Genomic DNA, 25971 nt, shown 5'->3' with positions numbered 1-25971 from the left:
TCATGCGCAGGTACGGGAAGCACACCGACGAGGACGACATCCGCCAGCGGCCCAACCCCAAGGGCAACCGGCCGCGTACGACCATCCGCCCCAAGCACGAGGACGCGGCCGAGGGATTCGTCCTGACCGTGGACCGCGGCCGGCTCACCTGCCTGGTCGAGGACCGCCCGGTGCACGCGATGAAGGCCCGCGAGCTGGGCCGCAAGGCGGCGGTGGTCGGGGACCGGGTCTGGATCGTCGGTGACCTGTCCGGCAAGAAGGACACCCTCGCCCGCATCGTGCGGATCGAGGCGCGCAAGTCCGTCCTGCGGCGCACGGCCGACGACGACGATCCGTACGAGCGCGTCGTCGTCGCCAACGCCGACCAGCTGGCCATCGTGACGGCGCTGGCCGATCCCGAGCCGCGCCCCCGCATGATCGACCGCTGCCTGGTGGCCGCGTACGACGCCGGGCTGCAACCGCTGCTGGTGCTCACGAAGTCCGACCTGACCTCCGCGGACAAGATCCTGGAGATCTACTCGACCTTCGGCCTGAACTACGTGGTCACCAACCGCGACGAGCTGGCGACGGGCGACGCGGCCGACCGGGTGCGCGAGCACCTGAACGGCCGGATCACCGCCTTCGTCGGCCACTCGGGCGTCGGCAAGACCACGCTGGTGAACTCGCTGGTCGCCGAGGGCCGCCAGCGCGCGACCGGCGTGGTCAACGCGGTGACCGGCCGGGGCCGGCACACCACCACCTCGGCGCTGGCGCTGCCGCTGCCGGGCGGGGACGGCTGGGTCATCGACACCCCGGGCGTACGGTCCTTCGGCCTGCACCACGTGGACCCGTCCCGGGTCATCCTGGCCTTCCCGGAGCTGGTGCCGGGGACGGAGGGCTGCCCGCGCGCGTGCAGCCACGACGAGCCGGACTGCGCGCTCGACAAGTGGGTGGAGGACGGCCACGCGGATCCGGCGCGGCTGTACTCGCTGCGCCGGCTGCTCCAGACCCGGGAGCGCCGCGAGGGCGACTGATCCCTGGGCGATCGATGCCCGATCGACCGGCGGGGTTTGCCGTACCCGATGTCTGGTAAATGCATAATCGCACCAAGTGACGCTCGGGTCCGCCCCGTGAGCGCGTCACGTGACGCGGGGAGGCGTACGCCATGGCGTGGCTGCTGGTCGTGGTCGCCGGGATCCTGGAAACGGGGTTCGCGGTCTGCCTCAAGCTGTCGCACGGCTTCACCCGGCTGTGGCCGACCATCGCCTTCGCGTGCTTCGCGCTCGGCAGCTTCGGTCTGCTGACGCTGGCCCTGAAGAAGCTGGACGTGGGGCCGGCCTACGCGGTGTGGACCGGCATCGGGGCGGCCGGTACCGCGATCTACGGGATGGTCTTCCTCGGGGACCTGGTCTCCACCCTCAAACTCGTCTCGATCTCGCTGGTGATCCTCGGCGTCATCGGGCTCCAGCTCTCGGGCTCCTCGCACTGAGGCCCGTCGTGCTGGCGCCCGCCGCGCTGAGGCCCATCGCGCCGAGCAGGGGCAGCAGCCCGGCGTGGCCCGGCTCCGGCGGCTCCCCCGGAGCGATCAGGTAGGACAGCGCGAGCCGTACGGCAAGCTCGCACCGCTGAGCACCCTCCTGCGCGCCGAACACGGCGTCGGCCCGCTCGCGGACTCCGCGGATCAGCTCGGCGGGCCCCAGGGCGGGAAGCCCCGGCCGGACCCCGCGGCCGGCCGGGACGGGTAAGTTGCCGTTCCAGCACCCGGTCAGCAGGGCCCGCACGAGGGGGCGCTCCCGGCCCGCGCGCACGGTCCACTCCACGACCGCCGCCAGCCGCTCGGCCGGAGCGCCCGGGGAGGTCAGGGCCCGGTCCACCCCGTCGAGGTACCAGGCCGCGTCGCGGCGGACCAGGGCGTGGCCCAGGCCCGTCTTGCCCGCGAACTCGTTGTAGAGGGTCTGCCGCGAGACCCCGGCGGCCGCGGCCACGTCGATCATCCGCACGGCCGGCCACGGGCGCGCCGCGAGCGCCGCTCCCGCCGCTTCGAGCAAGGACTCCCGGGCCGTCGGCACCGTCGCCTCCCCTTCGACGCCTCCGGTCGACGTCTCCGCCAGAGTTGACGGACCGACAGATCCTGTCAAGGGTGCCCGTGCCGCACCGTGGACGTCTTCCACGGCGCCCCGGCCGCCTCGGTAGGGTTCTGGCATGCCCGAGTATGACGATGACCTGCGCCTTGCCCTCGAACTCGCCGACGCGGCGGACGCCGCCACGATGGAGCGGTTCCGCGCCCTCGACCTGAAGGTCGAGACCAAGCCCGACATGACCCCGGTGAGCGAGGCCGACACCGCCACCGAGGAGATCATCCGGGCCGGGATCTCCGCCGCGCGGCCCTCCGACGCCATCCTGGGCGAGGAGTACGGCCTCAAGGGCGACGGCCCGCGCCGCTGGGTCGTGGACCCGATCGACGGTACGAAGAACTACGTGCGCGGCGTTCCGGTGTGGGCGACGCTGATCTCGCTCATGGAGGAGCAGCCCGACGGCGCCTTCCGTCCCGTGGTCGGCGTGGTGTCCGCGCCCGCGCTGGGCCGCCGCTGGTGGGCGGCGCGCGGCCGAGGGGCCTTCACGGGCGGCGCGCTCGGCGAGACCACCGCGCTCGGCGTCTCCAAGGTCGCCACCCTCGGCGACGCCTCCTTCGCCTACTCCTCGCTGAGCGGCTGGGAGGAGCAGGGACGCCTGCCCGGCTTCCTGGACCTGACCCGCGCGTGCTGGCGTACGCGCGGCTACGGCGATTTCTGGCCGTACATGATGGTCGCCGAAGGCTCGCTCGACCTGTGCGCCGAGCCGGAGCTGAGCCTGTGGGACATGGCGGCCCTGGCCGTCGTGGTGGAGGAGGCCGGCGGCCGCTTCACCGCTCTGGACGGGGTGGACGGCGTGCACGGCGGCAACGCGGCGGCCTCCAACGGGCTGCTGCACGCGGAGATGCTGGACCTGCTGCGCCCGCGCGGCTGACGCGTAGGGGACGGGCGCGCGCCGCCGTGGCGGCGCGGCCCGCGCCCGTGCGTGCCGAAAGCGCCCCTTACGCGCCTCCTTGCTGGCTTTCCGTGTGCGTGGGAATCTGAGACTCCTCCGCTTGTGCGCTTGTGAAGGGCTTCTCTAAGTGCGGCCCTTCGTGCGCACCCACCCAAGCGGAGGGACTCACCAGGAGGTGGCTCTCTTCATGCTCGTCCGCGACGCCATGAGCACCGTGATCCTCACCCTCGGACCCACTCACACCCTGCGGCAGGCGGCCTGCCTGATGTCCGGCCGGCGCGTCGGCGCGGCCGTCGTCCTCGATCCCGAACACAGCGGCATCGGCATCCTGACCGAGCGCGACATCCTCAACTCGATCGGCGCGGGCCACGATCCCGACCGGGAATCCGTGGGCGCGCACACCACCAACAACGTGGTCTTCTGCACGCCGGACGCCACCGTGCAGGAAGCCGCCGAGGCGATGGCCCACGGCGGCTTCCGTCATCTGATCGTCCTGGAGCACGGCGGCCCGGTGGGCATCGTGTCCGTCCGCGATGTCATCCGCTTGTGGGCCCCGAGCCGGCGCCGCACGGCCGCGCTGGCGAGCTGAACGCCAGGAGGGCCGGACCCCTGACGGGAATCCGGCCCTCCTGTTTCGGCGAGCAACCATCAATTGAGATGCCCCGACGGCGAGCAACCACATCCGCGAGAGCGGCGGCGGTTTAGCCGCAAAGGGGTGTCAGGCGCGGAGGGCCTGGACCGCGGCCTCCAGACGCTTGCCGAAGTCACCGTCCGCCTGACGGAAGTTGTTGATCGCACGCTCGACGATGTCGTCGCGGGAAACCTTGGCGATGAAGCCGGAGAGGTTCTCGATCAGACGGGTCTTCTCGTCCTCCGAGTACAGGCGGTAGAGGTTGCCCGCCTGGACGAAGTCGGTGTCCTCGGAGTGCGAGGGCGCGGCGTGGTTGCCCGTGCCACCGGTGACGGCGGAGGAGACCCACAGCGGACGGTCCGTCTGGTGCGGGCCGCCGAAGCTGTTCGGCTCGTAGTTCTTCGAGCCCGCGTGGCGGCCGTCGTACAGGTAGCCGTCACGGGAGTTGGTGCGCGCCTCGGTGGCGTGCGGACGGTTCACCGGCAGGTGGTCGGCGTTGATGCCGACGCGGTAGCGGTGGGCGTCGCCGTAGCCGAAGAGACGGCCCTGGAGCATCTTGTCCGGGGACGGACCGATACCGGGGACGAAGTGCGCCGGGGAGAAGATCGACTGCTCGACCTCGGCGAAGACGTTCTCCGGGTTGCGGTTGAGCTCCAGCTTGCCGATCTCGATCGGCGGGTAGTCCTCGTGCGGCCACACCTTGGTGAGGTCGAACGGGTTGAAGCGGTACTCGGCCGCCTCGGCCGCCGGCATGATCTGGACCTGCACGGTCCAGGACGGGAACTCGCCGCGCTCGATGGACTCGCGCAGGTCGCGCTGGTGCGAGTCGGGGTCCTCACCGGCGAGCTGGTTGGCCTCGGCCTGGGTGAGGTTCTTGATGCCCTGGTCGGTCTTGAAGTGGTACTTGACCCAGAAGACCTCGCCGGCCTCGTTGTTCCACTGGAACGTGTGCGAGCCGTAGCCGTTCATGTGGCGGTAGGTCGCCGGGATGCCGCGGTCACCGAACAGCCAGGTCACCTGGTGGGTGGACTCGGGCGACAGACCCCAGAAGTCCCAGACGTTGTCCGCCTCCTGCGAGCCCGTGTACGGGTCGCGCTTCTGGGTGTGGATGAAGTCGGGGAACTTGATGGCGTCCTTGATGAAGAACACCGGGGTGTTGTTGCCGACGAGGTCGTAGTTGCCCTCTTCGGTGTAGAACTTCAGCGCCCAGCCGCGGGGGTCACGGACCGCGTCGGCGCTGCCGAGGTTGCCCGCGACGGTAGAGAAGCGCAGGAAGGTCTCGGTCTCCTTGCCGACCTCGGACAGGAACTTCGCACGGGTCCACTGCGAGACGTCACGGGTCAGCGTGAACGTGCCGTACGCACCGGCGCCACGGGCGTGCACCACGCGCTCCGGGATGCGCTCGCGGTTGAAGTGCGCGAGCTTCTCCAGCAGCAGCTGGTCCTGCACCAGAACGGGTCCGCCAATGCCGGCGGTCTCGCTGTTCTGGTTGTCGGCGACCGGAGCTCCGGCCTCCGTGGTGAGCGGTCCCTGCGTCACGTGCGCCTCCTGCGTAAATTTGCTGCAAACCTGTCCTGCGCCCTAACGTAATCGATCCTACGATGGACTTTGTCTAAGTCAAGTCAGGATCCAAGTCGACACGCATTCGGGAGTTACACCGAATCCCCTCGCTGTTAGGCTGGCGTGCATGAGTGACCTGCTGGAACGACTTCGCGGACGCGGATGGCGCATGACCGCACAGCGGCGCGTCGTGGCCGAGGTGCTCGACGGTGACCACGTTCACCTGACGGCCGACGAGGTGCACGCGCGCGCCGTGGACAGGCTGCCGGAGATCTCCCGCGCGACCGTCTACAACACCCTGGGCGAGCTCGTCACCCTGGGCGAGGTGCTGGAAGTCTCCACGGACCGGCGCGCCAAGCGGTACGACCCGAACGCCCACCGCCCCCACCAGCACCTGGTGTGCGCACAGTGCGGCGCGATCCGCGACGTCCACCCGGCGGGCAACCCGCTGGCCGACCTGCCGGACACGGAGCGTTTCGGCTTCGTGGTGTCGGCGGTCGAGGTCACGTACCGCGGGGTGTGCCCGAACTGCGCCGGGGCCTGAGGACGAGAGCAAGAAGGAGGGCCGGGGCTCAGTGAGCCCCGGCCCTCCTTCTTGCGCATTGCATCCAGAAACGACCGAAGGCCCGGATCCAGAGGATCCGGGCCTTCGAGCCTTCAGTAGCGGGGACAGGATTTGAACCTGCGACCTCTGGGTTATGAGCCCAGCGAGCTACCGAGCTGCTCCACCCCGCGTCGGTAAACCTGACTTTACGTGAACGGGCACGGCAGATGCAAATCAGTTGGCGGGCCCTACGCGGACAGCTCCTCGGCCAGGGCCTCGCGCAGCCGGCCGGCCCGCTCCGAGACCTCGGCCGGGCCCAGCTCCATGGCCCGAACGCACCACTTCTGCCCCTCCGTGAGGTCCCCCTGCCGGGCCGCGAGCAGGCCCAGCCGCAGCGCCGCCCGCCCGTGTCCGGCCACCGCCGCCCGGGTCCACCACAGCGCCGCCTCGGGCTCGTTGCCCTCGCGCGCCAGCAGCAGACCCAGGTTGAAGGCGCCGTTGCGGGAGCCGGCCTCCGCCGCCTCCCGGTACCACCGCGCGGCGGCCGCGAGCTCGCCCCGCGCGGCGGCCAGCATGCCGACCCGGACCTGCGCACGCCGGTGCCCCAGCTCCGCGGCCCGCTCGTACCACTCCTCGCTCTCGGTGCGCGCGGCTCCGCCCACCGACTCGCCCAGGGCCACCGGCTCCGGCGGCGGCGCCAGCGACTCCAGCAGCGCGGCCAGCCGGAAGGCGGCCTCCGCGCTCCCGCCGCCGGCCGCGCACCGCAGGTGGCGTTCCGCCGCCCGCTCCTCGCCGTCGCGGACCAGCGCGATGCCGACCTGGAGGGCCGCGTCGGTGTGTCCCGCCGATGCCGCCCGCTCGTACCACTTCAGGGCTGTGCGGTCCTCGTCGCGGCTGGCGAAGAGGATCCCGAGGTTGAAGGCGGCGTCCACGCTCCCCGCCTCCGCAGCCTTCGAGAACCAGGGCTCCGCGCCCTCCGCGTCACCGCCCTGCAGCAGCAGGATGGCCAGCGCGTTGGCCGCCTCGCGGTGTCCCGCGTACGCCGCGCGCCGGTACCACTGCTCGGCCGGCCCGGTCCGCTCCTGGGCGGCGCAGAGCAGCGCGAGGTTGTACGCCCCGTTCTGGTCACCCGCGTCCATCGCGGCCCGGTACCACTTCTCCGCCGTCTGGGTCTCGCCGCGCGCAGCGTGCAGTGCGCCCAGCGCGTTCGCCGCGTTGCCGTCGCCGTCCTGGGCGGCCCGCAGCCACCAGGTGGCCGCGTTCTCCTCGTCGCCGGCGTCGCGCAGCAGGAAGCCGAGCGCGCACGCCGCCCGCGGCTCGCCCTGCTTGGCGGAGGTCAGGTACCAGCGGCCGGCCTCCTTCAGCTCCCCGCGCGCCTCCAGGAGCGCGCCCAGGTGCAGCCCGGCGCGGCGGTGCCCGCGTGCGGCGGCCTGCCGGTACCACTGCTCGGCCTCGGCCGGGTCACCCTTGCGCAGGTGCCGGGCCAGCCGGTACGCGGCCTCGCGGTGCCCCTGCTCGGCGGCAGCACGGAACCACCGCTCGACGCCCTTGTCCCCGCGGTGCTCCAGCAGGTCTGCGAGGCCGTAGGCCCCCAGGGCATGGCCGGATTCCGCCGCCTGGCGCATCCAGTACTCGGCGGCGGGCTCGTCGCCCCGCTCGCGGTAATAGCGGCCCAGGGCGTGCGCGGCGGGAGCGGATCCGGCCACGGCCGCCACGCGCCACCAGCCGGCGGCCTCCTCGGGGTAGCCGCGCTGGTGCAGCAGTACGCCCAGGTTGTTGGCGGCCGCACGGTCGCCCTCCCCGGTCGCCCCGCGCAGGTACGGCTCGGCTCCCGCGAGGTCGCCGCGGCGCAGCAGGAGCGCCCCGAGTACGCTCATCGCGCCCGGGTCCCCCTTGTCGGCGGCGACCCGGTGCCGGGCCTCCAGCGCGGCGTCGCCGGCCGCGTCGGTCAGCCCGAAGACCGCGTCGTCGAACAACGCATCGACTGACACGACCGACACGTCCGGCGTGGTCGGCGCCGCGGCCGTGGTCCGTACCGGCCGCGTGGTCATCGCGGTCCGCACGTCAACGGCCTGAGCCGCCCCATCGGCCTCCGCATCCGATTCGGAGTCCGCCCTCACAAACCGCCCTGTCTCCAGCAGAGTTGACCTGTCCCCCATAAATCCCATCGTCGCATCACCTGCTACCCGCGTACACCTGGTATGTCGCAGTCAGTGAGGTCACTACAGCGTTTTGTCGACATGCCCACAGAGAGACAAGTCAAACACGCTCACACCTCAACTCACCCACCCCAGTGACCCCGCGTCGGCGAAAAACTCGATTGGGCATGACGAAGGCCCGGATCCATCGGATCCGGGCCTTCGTCTTCAGTAGCGGGGACAGGATTTGAACCTGCGACCTCTGGGTTATGAGCCCAGCGAGCTACCGAGCTGCTCCACCCCGCGTCGGTAAACCAACAGTAGCACGACGCGGGGTGGAACCATTACCGCCTATCCGCTGGGCGTCGGGGTGGGCGCGGGCGCCGCCACCTTCGCCTCGGCCTCGATCGCCCGCTTCAGGGCGGCCTGCAGATCACTCTGGGCCTTTCCGTACGCCGTCCAGTCGCCGGCCTTGAGCGCCTTGTCGGCGTCGTCGACCGCCTTCTGCGCGTCCGCGAGGGCCGCCTTGACCGTCGGGTCCTGGCTGGCCGGCGGCGGGGTGGTGGTCCCGTCGCCCGGCGGGGTCGTTGTCCCGTCGCCTGGCGGGGTGGTCGCCGACTCGGCCCCGAACACCACGTTCAGCGCCTTCTCCAGCGTGTCCTCGAAGGCCGTCTGGTCCCCGTAGGTCACCAGGACCTTCTTCAGCAGCGGGTACTTGAGGCCGCCACCGCGCACGTACACCGGCTCGACGTAGAGCATTCCCTTGTCGAGCGGGACCGTGAGCAGGTTGCCGTACTCCACCTGGGAATCGCCCCGGCTCAGGATGTTGATCTCCTGGGCGATCTCCGGCTTGGAGTTGAATCTCGCCTGGACGAGCTTCGGGCCGTCCACCGGGTTCTGGGTGGGCAGCTTCAGCAACTGGATCTTGCCGTAGTCCGAGGTGGTGGGATCGGCGTTGACCGCCATGAAGGCGCTCAGGTTGTCCCTGCCGTTCGGCGTGAGCGTCGTGGTGAGCGAGAAGGCCTGGTTGGGATCCTTCTGGCCCGGCATCTTCATGGAGAGGTAGTACGGCGGGACCGCCGTCCCCGCCTTGGTGGTCGGGTCGTCCGGCACCGCCCAGACCTCGCTGCCGCTGAGGAAGGTCTGCGGGTCCGTGACGTGGTAGCGGGTCAGCAGCTCACGCTGGACCTTGAAGAGGTCCTGCGGGTAGCGCAGGTGCTCCATCAGGGTCGGCGAGATCTCCTTCTTGTCCTTCACCGTGCCGGGGAAGGCCTTCATCCACGTCTTGAGGACCGGGTCCTTTGTGTCCCACTGGTACAGCTTCACCGTGCCGTCGTAGGCGTCGACGGTGGCCTTCACCGAGTTCCGGATGTAGTTGACCTGGTTCTCCTGCGCGACCACGGCGCGCTGGGAGTTGGTCAGCGAGTCCGCCGTCGTGTCCCCGAGCTGGGTGCGGGACGCGTAGGGGTAGCCGTTGGTGGTGGTGTAGGCGTCCACGATCCACTGGACCCGGCCGTCGATCACCGCCGGGTAGACGGCTCCGTCGATCGTCAGCCACGGGGCGACCGCCTCGACGCGCGCCTTGGGCGTGCGGTTGTAGAGGATCTTCGACTTGTCGTCGATGGCGCCGGAGTAGAGGATCTGAGGCTCGCTGAAGGCCAGGGCGTACGCCGCGCGGTTGACCGGGTTGCCCAGGCTCACCCCGCTGTCGCCCTGGTAGGTGGTCTCCTTCTCGCCCTCGTCGTTGGCGTAGTCGAGCTCCTTCTGCGGTCCGCCGACGATCGAGTACTGCTTCGTCTGCTCGCCGTAGTAGATCCGCTGCTCGTACGTCCCGAGGTCGCCCTTCGCCGGCAGGCCCGACTCGGTGAACACCGGCTCCCCGTTGCCGGTCACCTCGGTGCCCTTGGCCGCGACCACGCCGTATCCGTGGGTGTAACGGAAGTGGTCGTTGATCCAGTTGTTCTTCGGGATGCCCGCGAGGTTGATCTCACGGAGCCCGATGACCGTGTCCTGGCCCTTGTACCGGTCGACCGCCAGCGTGGCCGGGAAACCGTAGTAGCCCTTGTTCTGCTGGAGCTGCTGGAAGGCCGGGGACACGATGTTCGGGTCGAGCAGACGGATGCTCGCCGTGGTGTTGGCGTCCTGGCGGAGCTTCTTCTTGTCCGCCTTGGGGTCCGGCAGGCCCGGGTAGTCCGTGACCGAGGCGTCGGAGACCCCGTAGGCGTCGCGCGTCGCCTTGATGTTCTTCTGGACGTACGGGGATTCCTTGGCCTGCTCGTTCGGCTGGACCTGGAACTTCTGCACGATCGCCGGGTACAGCCCGCCGATCAGGATCGCCGAGAGCACCATCAGGCCGAAGCCGATGACCGGGAGCTGCCAGGTGCGGCGCCACAGCGTCGCGAAGAACAGCAGCGCGCAGATCGCGGCGATGGCGACGAGGATCGTCTTGGCCGGCAGGTAGGCGTTGGCGTCGACGTAGCGCAGGCCGGTCCAGTTGTCCGCGGCCTTGAAGTCACTGGACTTCACGGCGAGGCCGTACCGGTCGAAGAAGTACGCGACCGCCTTGAGCGTGACGAAGAGGCCGAGCAGCACCGACAGGTGGCCGGTCGCCGCGGCGGTGGCCCGCGCACCCGGGCTGGTGACCCGCAGTCCGCCGTACAGGTAGTGCACGACGGCGGCGGCGATCACCGAGAGCACGACGGCGGCGAAGCCGAAGCCGAGCAGGAAGCGGTACCAGGGCAGGTCGAAGGTGTAGAACGACACGTCCAGGTTGAACTGGGGGTCCTTCGTGCCGAAGGGCACCCCGTTCACGTACATCAGCCAGGTCTTCCACCGGCCCGCCGCCGAGGCGCCCGCGATCAGGCCGACCAGTGCGGAGATGCCGAGCAGCAGCCACTTGCGGTACGGCGCGACGGTCATCCGGTAGCGGTCGAGGCTCTGCTGCTCCATCGACATCGCGCTGAGCGGCGGCCGCAGCCGGTGGGCCAGCCAGATGTTCAGCCCGACGGCACCGGCCATGAGGAGGCCGAAGACGGCGAAGAGGCCGACCTTGGTCCACAGGGTGGTGGTGAAGACGGTGGAGTAGTTGACGGAGCGGAACCAGAGCCAGTCCGTCCAGAAGCCGGCGAACATGATGAACGCCATGGCCAGGACGGCCAGCACGCCCAAGGTCATCAGAAGAGTCCGGGCGCGCCGGGACGGGCGGCCGACTCTCATCCGTGGCCCGGAGGGGCCTCCGCCGCGGTCCGGCATCTGGAAAGCCAAGGTGCGCACCTCGAAAGTCGCTGTGTGTAAGTGATGCTGAGATTTTTCAAAGCATGGGCCCCCGATCGTAGAGCCCACTCATGCAACTTACTGAGGCTTTAGTCAGTTCCCGGTATCCGGGGGAAAGGAGGCAGGATGTTGCCCATGTCCAACCTTTCGCCGTCCCCCGGCACCCCTATGGCGGCAAGCCCGCTGACCCGTGCCGTCCTCGAAATCGACGAGTACGCCTCCACCCTCGGCTGGGACAAGCCCGCCCGGCTCTTCGCTCTGGTCGACACGGCCAAGCTGCGCAAGGAGGCGCCGGGCGTCGCCCGTCAGCTCGGCCTCGACCAGGACGACACGGGCAAGAACCAGCTCACCCCGATCGAGCAGGACGAGGTGCCGGCCGGGACCCCGCTGGACAAGTTCCTGGGAACCATCGCCTGGCCCCCGTCGATCCTCGGCTGCGCACTGACGGTGGAGCGGTTGATGCTGCCGCCGTCGGCGGAGTCCTCCGTACCGGAGGGGCTCAGCGACAAGCAGCTGGCCAAGTGGGTCGCCTCCCACCCGGACCGGCAGGAGGTACGGCTGACCGTGGGCGTCCTGCGCAACGGCTCGCGCGAGTCGGCCGTACGGCTGCGGGACAAGGACTCGGCGAACGAGGTGCTGACCGGCGCGACGCTGGTGCCGGGGCTCGCCGAGGCGCTGGCCGCGACCTTCCTCGACTAGGTCGTCTCTGCCGGTGACGGGGAAGCGGTCAGGGCTTGGCGCTGCACTGCGTCAGCCCGGCCGTGTCCCCCTTGCTGATCTTCTCCAGCGCCTTCACGGCGTCGTCGATGGTGGAGACCTTCACCAGCGTCAGCCCGTCGGGCACGTCGCTCGCGGCGGAGGCGCAGTTCTCGGCGGGCGTCAGGAAGTACTGGGCGCCGGCCTGGCGGGCACCGATGGTCTTCATCTGGATGCCGCCGATCGGGCCGACCTTGCCCGCGTCGTCGATGGTGCCGGTGCCGGCGATGAACTTGCCGCCGGTCAGGTTCTCCGGGTTGAGCTTGTCGACGATGCCGAGCGCGAACATCAGGCCGGCGCTGGGACCGCCGACGTCGGCGAGCTTGATGTCGATGGTGAACGGGAAGGTGTGGTCGGTGCCGGCCCGGATGCCGACGATCGCGTGACCGTCGCCCTCCGCCTTGCCCGCGATGATCGTGACCTTCGTCGTGCCGGTGGGCTCGCGGTGCGCCTTCTCGGCCTCGGCGGCCTGGGGGGCGGGCACGATGGTGAACTCGACCGGCTCGCCCGGCTTGTGCTTCGTGACCAGCTTCGCCACGTCCTCGGGAGCCTTGACCGGGGTCCCGTCCACGGCCTTGATGACGTCCCCGGCGTGCAGCTTGCCCTCGGAGGGGCTGCCCTTGACCACGGAGGCGACGATCACGCGGGCGGCCACCGGAATGCCGAGCTGCTTGAGGGCCGCCACCTTGGCGCTCTCCTGCGACTGGCTGAACTCCTCGGCGTTCTCCTGCGTGGACTCCTGCTCCGTCTTGCCGTCCGGGTACAGGTTCTCGTGCGGCACGACGATGTTGTCGCCCGCGGCCCAGCCGTACACGGCTTCCAGCAGGTTCATGTCGTAGTCCGCGCCGGTGACGCGCACCGTCGTCATGTTCAGGTGCCCGGTCGTCGGGTACGTCTTGCGCCCCGAGATGTTCAGGACCGGCTCGCCGTGCGAGTCCCCGAGCGTGTTCACGGTCGGGCCCGGGCTCATCTCGGAGTACGGGGCCTTCATGAACACTCCCGCGCAGAGCAGCGCGAAGAGCATGAGGGTGGAGGCGAGCATCGTCGCAGTGCGGCGTGGCATGGATCGACAGTACGTGACGGCCCTGACGAGCGGCCCCCGGGGCCGGTCCGTACGGGGGCCCGGAGCCGCGTCAGACGGAGTCGACCGTGTCCTTCTTGCGGTGCGCGTCCGGTTCGCTCTGGCCCATGGCCTCGCGGAACCGCGCGTAGCCCGCGAGCTCGGATATGTCACCGGCTGTACGGTCGCGTGCCGCCCAGCTGCCCCATATCGCCGCTCCGATCGCGGCGAACAGCGGAATCAGCAACCACGCCAAAGACGCCATGGGCGTGTCTCCCTACCCCGAAGTACGTGTTGTTGGTGGCTTCAACGCTGCTGCCCGGGAGGGGGTTACGCAAATCGAGGGCGTGTTGCGCGTCCGAACGGGGCAATCCGAAGGCCCGGACCGTCCTTCACGGCCCCCTTCACGGCCCCTTCGCGGGCCGCGGACCACTCCGGCCGACCCTGCCTCAGCAGGCGCCGACCCACTCCTCCGTGCCGTCCGCGAAGGTCTGGTGCTTCCAGATCGGGACCTCGTGCTTGAGGTCGTCGATCAGCATCCGGGCGGCCTCGAAGGCCTCGCCGCGGTGCGGGCAGGACACGGCGACGATCACCGCGAGGTCGCCGACGGCCAGGTCGCCGATGCGGTGGACGGCGGCGAGAGCGCGGACCGGGTACTTCTCCACGACGCGCTCGGCGACGCGGCGCATCTCCGCCTCGGCCGAGGGGTGGCAGGAGTAGCCGAGCTGGTCGACGTCCGCCCCGCTGTCGTGGTCGCGCACCGTGCCGACGAACAGCGTCGTGCCGCCCGCCGCATCGTCGCCGACGGCCTGGAAGACCTCGTCGATCGAGAGCGGGGTCTCACGGATTTCGAGCAGCCGGATCGGGTCCGGAGCGGCGTGCTCGCCGGGGTGGTCGAAGTGCGGTGCCATACCTTCCATCGTGCCCTAGCCGCCGACCCGGCGGAATAGCAGTTTCACCAGGTCCCCACCGCCCCCCTTGGGAGCCTCCTACAGAAACCCCCTGGTCGCGGCACGACCTTTCACACCCGTCGGCCCGCACGGGCAGGCCGACCCCCGGCCACATCCAGCCCCGCCGGCGTTTGAGGCGCGGGGGTCCGGGGGCGGCGCCCCCGGCGACGGCGCCGCACCGGGGGCCGCGCCCCGACCCCGCCCGGGGTCAGATGCCCCGGCGCCGGCGGGCTGCGCGGATCGCGGCGGCAGCACCCAGCAGCGCGACCGTCGCCCCCGCGGCACCGGCAGCCGTGGCGTCCTTGCGCCCCAGCCGCCGCCCCGCCACGGTGTGCCGCCCCGCGACCTCCTGGAGCAGCTCCGCGAGCACTTCCTCGTTGGTCCAGCGCGGGCGCCACCCCGCCGCGTGCAGCCGGCTGACGCTGACCACCCACGGGTGCATCGTGTACGCGAGGTCCCCGGCCGGGGACGGGGTGAGGCCGATCCGGTGCAGCCGGGCCGCCGCGCCCAGGGCCACGGCCGACGGGAGCTCCATGCGGCGGATCCCGCTCAGCTCCTCGACCTCCTCCTGCTCCAGCCAGCCCTCGCAGCCGACCGCCAGCTCTCCCTCGACCTTCTCCAGGGCCGCGTACTCCAGCGCGCTGACCAGGTCCTCGACGTGGCAGAACTGCCAGGTCGGGCGGGAGCCCGCCACCACCAGCAGGCGCGGGGACTCGAAGTAGCGGGTCAGCGCGGTGTCCGTGCCGCCGACCAGTACCGCCGGGCGGACCACGGTGACGTTCAGGCCGGGGTGCGCGCGCGGCGCCCGGCGGCCCAGCCGCTCGATCTCCAGCAGGTCGCCGACGCCGGTCGCCTCGGCGGTGGCGCGCAGCTCGGCGTCCTCCGAGAGCGGGATGTCGTTGTCCGGCAGGGCCCCGTAGACCATGGCCGAGGTGCAGAGCACGACCCGGTGCACTCCGGCCGCCGCGGCGGCGGTGAGCACGGTCTGGGTCCCCCGCACATTGTAGGCCGTACGGGCCGCCGGGTCGGTCTCCAGGTCGAGGTCCAGCGCGAGGTGCACCACGACGTCCGCGCCGCGCAGTTTCTCCGCGATCGCGGGGTCCCGTACGTCCAGGAGGTGCCACTGCGCCTCGGTGCAGTCCCCGCGCCGCTCGTCGATCGCGACGACCCGCTTGACCTCCTCGGACGCGGCCAGCCTGGTCACCAGGGCCGCCCCGACCCCCGAGGCGGCGCCGGTCACGGCGATCACCGGGCCTCGGCGCGCGGAACCGCCCGGGTTTCGCGTCCGGCGAACGCCCTGGGCGTCCTCGCCGTGCTCAGGGCGGTCTTCGGGGCCCTGCTCGTCCAAAGCGTGCGGATCTGGGGAACTCACCAGGCGTCTCCAGCGGTTGTCTTCAGTAGGGACGCGCCGTGACGCGCACCCACCAGTTGATGTCCATCCTGCCGCAGCCCAGGAGTCAGCGGAGCACCGAGCCCGGAAGCGGGTCTGGTGTCTACGCTGGGTGGTGTTGTCGATCCATTGCCCGCCGGCTCCCGCCGGCGGCCCTACGAGCCGAGGAAACCCGTGAGCGACACCCCATTCGGATTCGGCCTTCCGCCCGAGGAGCCGGACAACGGCGACGAGGGCAAGAAGAAGGGCAACCAGGGCGGTCAGAGCGGCCCGAATCCGTTCGGGTTCGGCACGGGCCTGCCCGGCGGCCCCGGCGGTCCCGGCGACGCCGACAACCCCTTCGCCGCGATGTTCGGTTCCATGAACCCGAACGACCTCGGCGCCGCCTTCCAGCAGCTCGGCCAGATGCTGAGCTACGAGGGCGGCCCGGTCAACTGGGACATGGCCAAGGACATCGCCCGCCAGACCGTGGCCCAGGGCACCGCGGACGGAGTCAAGGACGCCAGTGTGGGCGTCGCCGAGAAGTCGGCGGTGGAGGAGGCCATGCGCCTCGCCGACCACTGGCTCGACGACGTCACCTCCCTGCCGTCGGGCGCCGCCACCGCCGTGGCGTGGAGCCGCGCCGAGTGGGTCGAGGCGACCCTGCCGGTGTGGAAGGAGCTCGTGGACCCGGTCGCCGAGCGCGTCGGTGCGGCCATGGGCAGTGTCCTGCCCGAGGAGATGCAGGCCATGGCGGGCCCGCTCCTCGGCATGATGCGCTCCATGGGCGGTGCCATGTTCGGCCAGCAGATCGGCCAGGCCGTGGGCACCCTCGCGGGCGAGGTCGTGGGCTCGACCGACGTCGGGCTCCCGCTGGGCCCGGCCGGCAAGGCGGCGCTGCTGCCGCTGAACATCGAGAGCTTCGGCAAGGACCTGGGCGTCTCCTCCGACGAGGTCCGGCTGTACCTGGCCCTGCGCGAGGCCGCCCACGCGCGGCTCTTCGCGCACGTGCCGTGGCTGCGCTCGCACCTCTTCGGCGCGGTCGAGGGGTATGCGCGGGGCATCAAGGTCGACACCTCGAAGCTGGAGGACGTGGTCGGCCAGCTCGACCCGTCGAACCCGGAGCAGTTGCAGGAAGCCCTCCAGGGCGGCATGTTCCAGCCGCAGGACACCCCCGAGCAGAAGGCCGCGCTGGCCCGTCTGGAGACGGCGCTCGCGCTGGTCGAGGGCTGGGTCGACGCGGTCGTGCACGAGGCGGCCAAGCCCCGTCTGACCTCGGCCGACGCCATGCGCGAGACCATGCGCCGGCGGCGCGCCTCCGGCGGCCCGGCGGAGCAGACCTTCGCGACGCTGATCGGGCTGGAGCTGCGGCCGCGCCGGCTGCGCGACGCCTCGCGGCTGTGGGCCTCGCTCACCGACGCGCGCGGCGTGGACGGGCGCGACGGGCTGTGGGAGCACCCGGACATGCTGCCGACCGCTTCCGACCTGGACGACCCGGACGGGTTCGTGCACCGCGAGCAGCTGGACTTCTCCGAGATCGACAAGATGCTGGGCGAGGCCGCCCAGAAGCGCGAGCAGGACGGCGACGACAAGAAGTGACCCTGCACGAAGACGCGGTCCTGGTCCTCAAGGGCTACGAGGACCAGCCCGAACTGCGCGACGTCTACCTGGAGCACCTCGCGGCGCATCCCGACGGGGTCTACAAGCCCTGCCGGGCGGGCCACATCACCGGCAGCGCGCTGGTGATCGACCCGGAGCGGGAGCGCGTCCTGCTGACCCTGCACAAGAAGCTGGGCATGTGGCTCCAGATGGGCGGGCACTGCGAGCCGGGTGACGCCACCCTCGCCGACGCGGCCCTGCGCGAGGCCCGCGAGGAGTCCGGCATCACCGACGGGCTGACCCTGCTGCCCGGCGGCCCGGTGCGCCTGGACCGGCACCCGATCCCGGCTCCGTGCAACTGGCACCTGGACGTGCAGTACGCGGTGCTGGCGCCCGCCGGGGCCCTCGAAGCGATCAGCGACGAGTCGCTGGACCTGCGCTGGTTCCCGTACGCCCAGGTGGCGGAGGTGGCCGACACCTCCGTGGTGCGGCTGCTGGAGGCGACGCTGGCGCGGCTCTGACCGGGCTGGACGCGCGACGGGGGGCGGGCCTGATGCGGCCCGCCCCCCGTCGCGTACGCCGTCCGGCTAGTTCCAGGCGTTGTTCTGGTTCTGCGCGTGGGCGCCCTGCTGGCCCATGCCGAACTGCGCGGCCGCGCCCTGCCCGATCTGTGCGTTCTGCGGCGGGAGCGCCTCGCTCGGCTGGACCAGGGCGAAACCGGTGCCGAGGAAGCTCAGCTCCCAGCCCTCGCCGGTGTTGCCGCGCCGCCGCCAGACGCCGGTGGAGTGCGTCTGGGCCTGCATCTGCACGCGCAGCGAGGTGGACCAGGCGACGATGGCGTCCGCGTCGGCGTTGACGTACTTGTCGGGCGTGACCTGCAGCATCAGCGGCTGCCCGGAGGTCATCAGCGCGACCTTGCCGCGGCCGGTGATGTTGAGCTGGTACTTGCCGGAGCCGGAGATCCCGTACTGGCTGTCCACCGCGATGGCCTCGGTGTGCAGGGTGGAGTCCAGGGCCAGCACGTAGCTGCTGTCGACGGTGAGGCCTTCCTGGTCCACGTCCACGACGTGGACGTACTGCGCCAGGTTGGCGAGGTAGACCGTGCCCTGCCCGGAGCAGCGCATCAGGTCGAGGCCCTCACCGGTGCGGGCGCGGGCATCGCGCTGGGTGGTGCTCTGGTACTCGCCGTCGAAGTCGATGATCCCCTGGTAGGCGACCATCGCGCCCTTGCGGGCGAGGACGTCGTCGGAGCCGCTCAGCGAGACCCGCAGCAGCTGCGGGTTCTGGACGGCGTACCGCTCCTGGGACTGCGCCTCTGCGTGGGCGAAAAGTGAGCTCTGCATGGTGTGTCTTCTCCCCCTCAGCCCCGGGCCCGGAGCCGGTCGGTGCTGTCCTCGCTGGGCTGTACGACGACGATGCCCTGGCCGGAGAAGGCCATCTGGTAGGCCTCCCCGCTGCCCCGGCCGAGCATGGACGAGGCCTTGAAGCTGCGCTTGCCCTTGACCTTGAGGTTCGGGGACCAGGCGACGAGCGCGTCGGGGTCGACGTACGTCTCGTCGTCGCCGCGCCCGCAGTCGACCACGATCGGCGTGCCGCGCGAGGTGATCGCGACCCAGCCGGTACCGGCGACCGACACGTTGAACAGGCCCTGGCCGGCGAACTTGGCCATGCCCTTGACCCGCTCGACGCCCCACTGGAGGTGGGCGTCGAAGGCGAGCAGGTTGGTGCCGTTGACGGAGAGCGAGTCGTTGTTGAGGTTGATGACGACGACGTCCGCGCCGTAGTCGGCGAGGTAGAGCAGGCCGTCGCCGGAGGCCTTCATCAGCGGGGCGCCTTCGCCGGTGAGCCACTGCGAGGCCATCTGGCGGACGGCCGGCGGGTTGGGCTCGTACTGCACGAAGCCCTCGTAGGCGACCATCGATCCGGTGCGCGCGAAGAGGTCCTGGCCGCTCTGCATGGCGACCTTGAGCATCGCGCGGCCGTGGTTCTCCATGCGGGCCGTGACGGGGGTCGGGGCGTAGCCCGCGAGCTGCTGGTTCATAGCGTTCATGGCATTCATGTGGGGCTCCCTCAGACCTCGTACGGCTGGACGACGATGAAGTTGCCGGGGGCGCCGCGGAACTGGAGGTTCACGGTCTCCCCGCTGTGGCCGGGGTAGGCGTTGCGGCGCAGCCGGACCTGGCTGGAGATGATCACCTGGGAGGCGGCCGACCACGCGACTATGGCGTTGCTGTCCGCGAAGGTGGTCGGCGTGACGGGCAGGACGACGGGCACGCCGTGCGTCTTGACGATCACCGTGCCGGTGCCCTGGAACTGCATGGTGAACAGGGCGCCGCCCGGGATGCCGTGGCCCTCGATGCGGCGGACCTCGTGCTGGAGCGACTCGTCGAAGGCGAGGACGTTCTCGGCGGAGACGCAGATGGCGTCGCCCTGGAGCTCGATGGCGTGCAGGTGGGCGCCTTCCTCCGCGAGGAAGACCTGGCCGCGGCCGGCACAGCGCATCAGCTGCATCTCCTGGCCGGTGGCGTTGCCGACGACGCGGCCGGCGAAGCCCGCGCCCTTGTAGCTGAAGTCGACCTTGCCCTGGTAGAGGACCATGCTGCCCTGGCGGGCGAGGACGGCCTGGCCGCCCATGGCCAGGTCGACGCGCATGAGCTGCTGGTTCTGCGGGGTCCAGCGGGCGCCCGTGGGGGCTTCCTTGTACGGCTGGAGGGCGGCGGCGAGTCCGGCGCCGGCGGCGGGCACCGCCATCGCGGGCTGGCCGTAGCCCTGGGGCTGCTGGCCGAAGCCGGGCTGCTGGCCGTACGGGGGCTGCTGCTGGCCGGGGACCTGGCCGTACGAGGGCTGCGGCTGCTGCCCGTACGGCGCGGGGGCCGGGGCGGGCGGCGGAACCTGCCCGTAGGGCGCGGGGGCGGGCGGGGCCAGGGGTGCGCCCATCGGTGCGGCCATGGTGGGGGCCGCGTGGACGGGCTGCTGGTACGGCGCGGGGGCCGGGACCTGTGCCGGGGCCGGAGCCTGGGCGGGCGCCGGGGCCTGGGGCGGGGCCTGCGCGGGAGCGCCGAAGGAGGGCGCCGGGGCCGGGGGCTGCGCCTGGGCGGGCGCGCCGAAGGAGGGTGCCGGGGCGGCGGCCTGCGGGGGCGGGGCGAAGCCGGGCGCGGCGGCCGGGGCCTGCGCCTGCGGTGCGGGCTGCTCCTCCTCGGCGACCTCGCCGCCGAAGTTCTGGAGCAGCGCGGCGAGCCCGCCGTCGAAGCCCTGGCCGACGGCGGCGAAGCGCCAGACGTCCTTGAGGTAGAAGTCGCCGATCATCAGCGCGCGCTCGGTGCTGAACTCCGAGCCCGAGAAGGAGTACCGGACGACTTCCTCGCCGCCCGCCACGATGCGGATGTAGCCGGGGCCGATCTGCGACATCTGCCCGGCGCCGTCGATCGAGGCGGCGAAGGAGAGCTTGTGGATGTTGGCCGGAATGCGGTCCAGGGTCACCCGGAAGGATTCCGTGTCGCCGGCCTGCGTGCCGAGCTGCTGGATGGACTCCTCCGGCGACTTCGGCTGGTTGAAGAAGACGAAGTAGCGGTCGTCCGAGAGCTGTTCGTTGACGTCGAGGCCGAAGCAGCTGATGTCGATGGCGAGTCCTGGCCCGGCGATCTGGACACCCACATAGAGGTCCGTGCCCGCCGTCAGATCACTGATTTTGGCCTTGTGACCGCGTTGGAATTCCCTGGCCATACGTAAGACCGTCCCCCATCCCGACTGTGAATGCGTGCCGCTCAGGCTAACGGCAACCTCGGACATCCGGCCAAGTCGGTACCGACCCGGTACATATCACGAGGTGTGACATCCAGGGCATATAGCGGGCAAATGCGGATCATTCCTCGCGGGCGGCGGGGACTTTCGGAAGGCGTTCGGCGGCGACGACTCCTTCGAGGTACCCGCGCGCCCGCTCGGTGCGCGGGTATGCCTCCAGGAGTTCCCAGAAGCTGGGGCCGTGGCCGGGCACGAGAAGGTGCGCCAGCTCGTGCAGCAGCACGTAGTCGACGACGTACTCCGGCATCCCCTGGATGCGGTGCGAGAGCCGGATGCTGCCTTCGGCCGGGGTGCAGGAGCCCCAGCGGGTGTTCTGATTGGTGACCCAGCGGACCGTGCGGGGGCGGGCGCGGCCGCTGAAGTACTGCTCGGACAAACGCTCGGCGCGCTCGGCGAGTTCCGCGTCCCCGAGGGTGCGCTTGCTCTCCTGCGCCGCCAGCTTGTCGAGCATGACGCCCACCCAGCGCTGTTCCTCGGCCTCGGACATCCGGGCAGGGATGAGGACGACCGTACGATCACCCTCGCGGTAGGCGGATACGGTCCTTCGGCGGCGTGCGCTCCGGCGGACTTCGACGGCGCGCTGCGGTGGATCGGCGGACACGCCATGACCGTACCCGCTCGCCACGGCGGAAGTCCCGCCCCGCTCGGAGTCGAACACGAACCGATGCGCAGTCGGCGGCACGGACAGGCCGCGGGCGGGCCAGAGGCGGATCAAAGAATCCCAACCATTCATTTCATATACCTAATACCCCTCACCTGTGGACAAACTTGCGCAGGCCTTTCGCCGGCCGGGCAATCTTGCGGAAAGCGACGCGGACTCACGGGAATGCGGCGCGTGAATCGAACCGCGAATCGAGGGAGGACCGCGATGTATCCAAAGGTGAAGCCGGCGCTGGCACGGGCCTGGCGGGATCTGCAGACGGTGCAATTCGGTGTGACGCCCGCCCACGCGGTGGTGCTCGGACCGGTGGACACGGCGACGGGCTCGCTCCTCGACCTGATCGACGGGACGCGGGGCATGGAGCTGCTCCGGTCGGAGGGCAAGACGATGGGGCTCCCGGACGGCCGGGTCGACGAGGTGGTGCGCAGGCTGGCGGCGGCCGGGCTGCTCGACGACGCCACGGCGGGCGGCCCCCACGCCCAGGCGGTGCGGAACCGCCCCGAGGCCCTGGAGCGGCTCGGCCCGGACCTGGGGTCGCTGTCTTTGGTGCGTCCCCGGCCGGGCGGGGACTTACAAGGGGTCGCCGCCCGCCGGGTGATACGGGTTCAAGTGCGCGGGAGCGGCCGGGTGGGGGCGGTGATCGCCTCGGTCCTGGCGGGAGCGGGCATCGGCCGGGTCGAGGTGCTCGACGGGGGCCGCGCGCAGCCGGCGGACGTGGCGCCGGGCGGTCTGGGCCCCGGCAGCGTGGGACGGCTGCGCGCCGAGGCGGCGCGGACGGCGGTCCGCGACGCGGCCCCCGGGCGCGGGCCGCGGGCCGGGGAGAGCGAGGGACCGGAGCCGGGGATGGCCCTGGTGGTGGTCGCACCCCGGGACGGGCTGCAGTCCTGGGCTCCCGATCCGCAGACGGCGGCCGACTGGGTCACCACCGGCACCCCTCACCTGTACGCGGGGGTACTGGAAGGCACCGGCCTGGTGGGACCGCTGGTCCTCCCCGGAGCCACGGCGTGCGCCGGCTGTATGGAGCGCGACCGGATCGAGCGGGACCCGGCCTGGCCACGCATGCTGGTCCAGTGGCGCTCGGCCCACCGCCGCCGCACCGCGGCCGCCTGCGACCTGGGCCTCTCCACCGCCGTGGCCGGCCTGGCCGCGGCCCACGCCCTGTCCTTCCTCGACGGCGAACTCCCCGCCTCCACCGCCACCCGCTGGGAGGCCTCCCTCCCGGCCCTCGACTGGCAGTCCACCCCCGTCCACCCACACCCCGACTGCCCGTGCGCGGCGGCCAGTGTCCCGGCGGGGCAGGGGGTGGGGGCGTGAGGGGGCTATGGGGGAGGAGGCACCGTGAGCCGCGCCTCGAGGATCTGGCAGAACCCTTCGATGCGGGGCTCGGCCGACGGGATCACGAGGAAAAGACTGCGGAGGTTGACGATCAGCGCGTGCAGTTGCCCCGGGAGCGGAGCAGCTTCCAGAAACTCCGCGAGGCGCTGCTCGGCCTGCTCCCAGTCGGGCCGCAGGCAGTGGGCGAGCAGGAGGCTGTCCGCTTCGAGAGCATCCTGCACTCCGGCGTCGTGAGAGCTCCGCAGTTCAATCACGCGCGCCAGGTGGTGGTCACGGTCCGGGTATCGGAGTGCGGTCCTGACAACGGCCATCTCGTAGTGCGTCCAAGCGTCATCGGGGTCGAGCTCGAGAGAGCGGGCGAGGTCGGCGAACGCCTCACCATAGCGGCCGAGCAGACGGTGAGTCAGACCCCGCGCGGTGAGCGTGGACGCGTCGGCGGGACGGAGCTCGACCGCGCGATCGTGGTTAGCCAAGGCCTCCTCGTACTCGCCCAGCATGCGGCGGCAATCGCCTCCCCTCCTGATGGCCCAACTGTGTTCGTGGCTGATCCCCTGAAGATGCTCCCAGTCGGCGAGAGCCCGCTCGAAGTGGCCGAGCTTCATCCGTGTCCCGGCGCGCAGGAACAAGGCCCACGAATTGTCCGGCTCGAGTGCGATGGCGCGATCGAAGTCGGCCAGTGCCTCATCGTGCCGGCCCAGCGACAGGCAGGTGTCGCCGCGGCCGGCGAGAGCCCAAACACCACCCAGGCTGAGCGCGATGGCTCGCGTGTAGTCCACCAACGCCTCTTCGTATCGCCCGGCCGCACGCTGGGTATCGGCTCTGCCGACTACCGCTGGGGCGTAGCCAGGACTCAGCTCGGCCGCCCGCGTGAAGTCTGCCAAGGCCTCCTCGTTCCGCCCCAGATTACGAAGGGTGAAAGCGCGGCTCGTGAAGGCCCAGTCATAGTCCGGCGAGAGCTCGATGGCACGTCTGAAGTCGTCGAGCGCCTCCTCGTAGCGCCCCAACACCTCGAAGGTGTGAGCTCGATTCACCAAGGTCTGGGCCCCGTTTGCAGGTTGGACCGCGAGGGCGCGCGTGAAGTCGGCCAGAGCTTCCTCGTAACGGGCCATCCCGTGATAGGTGACGCCGCGGCTCGTGATCGCCCACTGATCGTCTGGGACGATCGCCATCGCACGGTCGAGGTCGGCCAGGGCCTCCTCGTACCTCCCGGACGAGCGGTACGAGAGCGCGCGGCCGACCAGGCTGGAGAACTGGCCTGGATCGAGTTCTATGACCCGGGTGTAGTCCGCGATGGCCTCGTCGTCGCTCCGTGTGAGCGCGTGGGTCCACGCCCGGCCGAAGTAGGTGCGCTCGGCCTGGGGGTTCAGGGCGAGGGCATGGGTGTAGTCGGCCAGGGCCTGCGGGTATTGCTCGGCCTCGCGGTGGTCCCGGCCGCGGAGGGTCAGGGCCGCGGCCCTGGCGTCGGTGTCGAGAGCCGCCCGGGTCAGGAGCAGGGTCAGGGCGGCGATGCCCGGGGCTGGCTGGTCGAGGTTCGACCGGAGTTCTTCGGACCACCGGGTCACCTCGGCGGAGTCCGTGTCTCGGGCCGCTGCGGCCAGGGCTGCGGTCCAGCGGTGGAGGGTGGTGATGCCGTGGTCATAGGCGCCGACCAGGTCCCGGAGCACGGCCGGGAGGGCGGTGCGGGGGTCGGCGCAGAGGCGGTGGTAGGCCTCCTCCAGGCGGTGGCCGCGCCAGGTCTCGTCCGACCACCACCCTTCGGACGGGGCGGCCGCCTCCTCCAGGTGCTCGCGGCGCCGCCGGAAGGCATCGGCCAGCCGGGTGTGGAGCTGCTCCCACCGGATCGGGGACTGCCTGCGCTGCAGGCGCAGCATCGCGCCGCGGACCACCTCGTGATAGCGGCAGTGACCCGAGCGGTCGGTGACGAAGGGCATCGACCGGAGCCAGCCGAAGAGTTCGGCCGCTTCGTCCTCGACCGCGGCCCGGAAGACGTCCTCGTCCAGCTCCTGCGGGAACGCGCAGGCCAGGGCTGCGGCCCGGCGGGCGGGGTCGGGCACCCACTTCAGGAACCGCTCGACTGCGGTGCCGCTCGGGTCCCCGATCTCCTCCACCTCCTCCACCGTGCCCGGCTGCGTCTCGGCCAGGGTGGAGACCAGGACCGGAAGGCGGCCCGACAGGCGCAGGATCACCTCGACGACCCGCTCGTCGGTGACTCCCTTTCCGGTGAGGAGGAGCCGTGCCTCGGTGTCGGTGAAAACCTCCAGCGGCCAGTCGGTGACCAGGTCGTGCCAGTCCTCCCAGGTGCGGGCGGCCAGCTTCGACTGTCCGGCCAGGGTGACCAGCACGTTCGCGGGGAACTCCCCGTAGCGTTCGCTGCCCAGCACGTCACGGAGCCAGGTGTCCAGCATGGGGCCGGTGCGCTCGTAGGTGTCGAAGAAGAGCACGATCCACGGGTGTTTGCGTGCCACCTCGGCGAGCTCTTCGAGGAACGCCGGGGTCAGCGTGTCCAGTGGGGAGAGGACCAGCTCGACGTCGCCGTGGTTGCGCAGCCTGGTGCTGAGGAGGGCCTTGACCCGGTCCGCGCCGGCAGCGACCTGGTTCGGGTCGACCACGCCGGTGAGCGCGCCGACGCCCGGGATCATGCCGAGCCCGGCGAGGCCGAGTTGCGAGGCGATCATGCTGGAGGGGGACGGAGACGGGACGCCTCCGGTCACCGGGTCGGGCCCGGTGACCGCCGCGAGGACTCCGGCGTCGGCCTCGTGCCGGCGCTGGCGGTAGGTGGCCAGCAGCTTGTCGAAGCCCTTCATGGCCAGGCCGCGCTGGGCGAACTGGGCGCTGACAGCCTCCATCGTCTCGATGACGTCCGCGACCGACTCGTCCACGTACGCGGTGACCGCCCCGCCCTCGCGGGCGATGGTCTCCAGGTGCCGTACCAGGGTCGACTTGCCGACGCCGCCGGGACCGCGGATGTGGAAGAGGAACTGCGCCGCATCCTCCGGGGGCTGCCTGAGGGCGTCCCGGAAGGCGCTGACCTCACCTTGTCTGCCGATGAAGCCGACGGATCGGCGTCGCCGGATCAGTTCCTGCCTCGAAGGTCCCCGCCCCGCCATCCCCCAGCCCTTCCACCGGCATTACGCGGTCCGCTCCACCACCATGCTGTCCCATGGGTGCGGCCGGCGTCTGCCGACCGGTGGATTCCCGCCGGGTCCGGGCAGGAGACTCGGACGGGGTGGGCGCAGAGCGTCATGACAGGATGCCCTTGGCCGGGAAGGCCCTCGGGGGACTCCCCCG

The 25971-nt window shown here is 71.1% G+C and carries 22 protein-coding genes and 2 tRNA genes; 9 read left to right on the top strand and 15 right to left on the bottom strand.

Annotated features, from left to right (window positions below; all coding sequences use genetic code 11):
• Positions 1-2: 2 nt before the first annotated feature.
• Both rsgA and MTF69_RS18970 read left to right on the top strand, forming a co-directional pair.
• Complete coding sequence (rsgA, locus tag MTF69_RS18975; protein ID WP_243336081.1) at positions 3-1013, top strand: ribosome small subunit-dependent GTPase A; 1011 nt, start codon at positions 3-5, stop codon at positions 1011-1013.
• Positions 1014-1144: 131 nt separating this feature from the next.
• Positions 1145-1468, top strand: coding sequence for a multidrug efflux SMR transporter (locus tag MTF69_RS18970; RefSeq protein WP_112447780.1), 324 nt, complete (start codon positions 1145-1147; stop codon positions 1466-1468).
• On the opposite strand, the gene MTF69_RS18965 is transcribed toward MTF69_RS18970, so the two are convergent.
• On the bottom strand, positions 1434-2048 hold the full coding sequence (locus tag MTF69_RS18965) for a TetR/AcrR family transcriptional regulator (protein WP_243336080.1): 615 nt from the start codon (positions 2046-2048) through the stop codon (positions 1434-1436). The genes MTF69_RS18970 and MTF69_RS18965 overlap by 35 nt on opposite strands.
• A 133-nt stretch (positions 2049-2181) precedes the next feature.
• Between MTF69_RS18965 and hisN the strand changes: the two genes are divergently transcribed.
• Positions 2182-2985 carry a histidinol-phosphatase gene (hisN, locus tag MTF69_RS18960; RefSeq protein WP_243336079.1) on the top strand — a complete coding sequence of 268 codons (804 nt, stop codon included), beginning with the start codon at positions 2182-2184 and terminating at the stop codon, positions 2983-2985.
• A 208-nt stretch (positions 2986-3193) separates the two neighbouring features.
• Positions 3194-3595, top strand: coding sequence for a cyclic nucleotide-binding/CBS domain-containing protein (locus tag MTF69_RS18955; RefSeq protein WP_243336155.1), 402 nt, complete (start codon positions 3194-3196; stop codon positions 3593-3595).
• 129 nt (positions 3596-3724) lie between these two features.
• On the opposite strand, the gene MTF69_RS18950 is transcribed toward MTF69_RS18955, so the two are convergent.
• Positions 3725-5176 (bottom strand): catalase, encoded by a 1452-nt coding sequence (locus MTF69_RS18950; protein ID WP_243336078.1) that lies wholly within the window; start codon positions 5174-5176, stop codon positions 3725-3727.
• A gap of 148 nt (positions 5177-5324) precedes the next feature.
• On the opposite strand from MTF69_RS18950, the gene MTF69_RS18945 reads away from it, so the two are divergent.
• Positions 5325-5741 carry a Fur family transcriptional regulator gene (locus tag MTF69_RS18945; RefSeq protein WP_243336077.1) on the top strand — a complete coding sequence of 139 codons (417 nt, stop codon included), beginning with the start codon at positions 5325-5327 and terminating at the stop codon, positions 5739-5741.
• A gap of 117 nt (positions 5742-5858) precedes the next feature.
• Here the strand turns inward: MTF69_RS18945 and MTF69_RS18940 are convergent.
• The 4 genes from MTF69_RS18940 to MTF69_RS18925 form a co-directional block, all read right to left on the bottom strand.
• A tRNA-Met gene (locus tag MTF69_RS18940) sits at positions 5859-5932 on the bottom strand.
• 57 nt (positions 5933-5989) lie between these two features.
• A complete protein-coding gene (locus MTF69_RS18935) occupies positions 5990-7909 on the bottom strand; it encodes a tetratricopeptide repeat protein (protein WP_243336076.1) in 1920 nt (639 codons plus the stop codon).
• 202 nt (positions 7910-8111) lie between these two features.
• Positions 8112-8185, bottom strand: a tRNA-Met gene (locus tag MTF69_RS18930).
• 45 nt (positions 8186-8230) lie between these two features.
• Positions 8231-11152 carry a UPF0182 family protein gene (locus MTF69_RS18925; RefSeq protein ID WP_243336075.1) on the bottom strand — a complete coding sequence of 974 codons (2922 nt, stop codon included), beginning with the start codon at positions 11150-11152 and terminating at the stop codon, positions 8231-8233.
• Positions 11153-11278: 126 nt separating this feature from the next.
• Between MTF69_RS18925 and MTF69_RS18920 the strand changes: the two genes are divergently transcribed.
• Positions 11279-11851, top strand: a complete 573-nt coding sequence (locus tag MTF69_RS18920; RefSeq protein ID WP_243336074.1) for a PPA1309 family protein — start codon at positions 11279-11281, stop codon at positions 11849-11851.
• 28 nt (positions 11852-11879) lie between these two features.
• Here the strand turns inward: MTF69_RS18920 and MTF69_RS18915 are convergent, their stop codons facing one another.
• The 4 genes from MTF69_RS18915 to MTF69_RS18900 form a co-directional block, all read right to left on the bottom strand.
• Entirely contained in the window at positions 11880-12971 is a 1092-nt protein-coding gene (locus MTF69_RS18915; protein ID WP_243336073.1) for a PDZ domain-containing protein, read from the bottom strand.
• A gap of 70 nt (positions 12972-13041) precedes the next feature.
• The gene (locus tag MTF69_RS18910) at positions 13042-13233 is read right to left on the bottom strand and encodes a hypothetical protein (protein ID WP_243336072.1); all 192 of its coding nucleotides are present in this window, start codon (positions 13231-13233) and stop codon (positions 13042-13044) included.
• Between the two features lie 184 nt (positions 13234-13417).
• Positions 13418-13879: a molybdenum cofactor biosynthesis protein MoaE gene (locus tag MTF69_RS18905; RefSeq protein WP_243336071.1), complete on the bottom strand. Its 462-nt coding sequence runs from the start codon at positions 13877-13879 to the stop codon at positions 13418-13420.
• 247 nt (positions 13880-14126) lie between these two features.
• Positions 14127-15290: an SDR family oxidoreductase gene (locus MTF69_RS18900; RefSeq protein ID WP_243336070.1), complete on the bottom strand. Its 1164-nt coding sequence runs from the start codon at positions 15288-15290 to the stop codon at positions 14127-14129.
• A gap of 192 nt (positions 15291-15482) precedes the next feature.
• On the opposite strand from MTF69_RS18900, the gene MTF69_RS18895 reads away from it, so the two are divergent.
• Complete coding sequence (locus MTF69_RS18895; RefSeq protein WP_243336069.1) at positions 15483-16886, top strand: zinc-dependent metalloprotease; 1404 nt, start codon at positions 15483-15485, stop codon at positions 16884-16886.
• A complete protein-coding gene (locus MTF69_RS18890; protein ID WP_243336068.1) occupies positions 16883-17407 on the top strand; it encodes an NUDIX hydrolase in 525 nt (174 codons plus the stop codon). Before MTF69_RS18895 ends, MTF69_RS18890 begins: the two co-directional genes overlap by 4 nt.
• Positions 17408-17473: 66 nt before the next feature.
• Here the strand turns inward: MTF69_RS18890 and MTF69_RS18885 are convergent, their stop codons facing one another.
• The 4 genes from MTF69_RS18885 to MTF69_RS18870 form a co-directional block, all read right to left on the bottom strand.
• Positions 17474-18229: an AIM24 family protein gene (locus tag MTF69_RS18885; RefSeq protein WP_243336067.1), complete on the bottom strand. Its 756-nt coding sequence runs from the start codon at positions 18227-18229 to the stop codon at positions 17474-17476.
• Between the two features lie 17 nt (positions 18230-18246).
• Complete coding sequence (locus MTF69_RS18880; protein WP_243336154.1) at positions 18247-18927, bottom strand: AIM24 family protein; 681 nt, start codon at positions 18925-18927, stop codon at positions 18247-18249.
• A gap of 29 nt (positions 18928-18956) precedes the next feature.
• Complete coding sequence (locus tag MTF69_RS18875; RefSeq protein ID WP_243336066.1) at positions 18957-20609, bottom strand: TerD family protein; 1653 nt, start codon at positions 20607-20609, stop codon at positions 18957-18959.
• Between the two features lie 139 nt (positions 20610-20748).
• Positions 20749-21288, bottom strand: coding sequence for a M48 family metallopeptidase (locus MTF69_RS18870; protein WP_243336065.1), 540 nt, complete (start codon positions 21286-21288; stop codon positions 20749-20751).
• 267 nt (positions 21289-21555) lie between these two features.
• Here MTF69_RS18870 and MTF69_RS18865 point away from each other — a divergent pair, with 267 nt between their 5' ends.
• Positions 21556-22662: a ThiF family adenylyltransferase gene (locus MTF69_RS18865; protein WP_243336064.1), complete on the top strand. Its 1107-nt coding sequence runs from the start codon at positions 21556-21558 to the stop codon at positions 22660-22662.
• A 5-nt stretch (positions 22663-22667) separates the two neighbouring features.
• Here MTF69_RS18865 and MTF69_RS18860 read toward each other — a convergent pair whose 3' ends face one another.
• Positions 22668-25790, bottom strand: coding sequence for a tetratricopeptide repeat protein (locus MTF69_RS18860; RefSeq protein WP_243336063.1), 3123 nt, complete (start codon positions 25788-25790; stop codon positions 22668-22670).
• Positions 25791-25971 lie beyond the last annotated feature (181 nt).

Origin of the sequence: Streptomyces sp. AP-93 (genome assembly GCF_022808175.1) — a bacterium.
Lineage (GTDB): Bacteria > Actinomycetota > Actinomycetes > Streptomycetales > Streptomycetaceae > Streptomyces.
The sequence above is the reverse complement of the archived record's forward strand: the minus strand, read 5'-3'. Positions and strand labels throughout refer to the sequence as shown.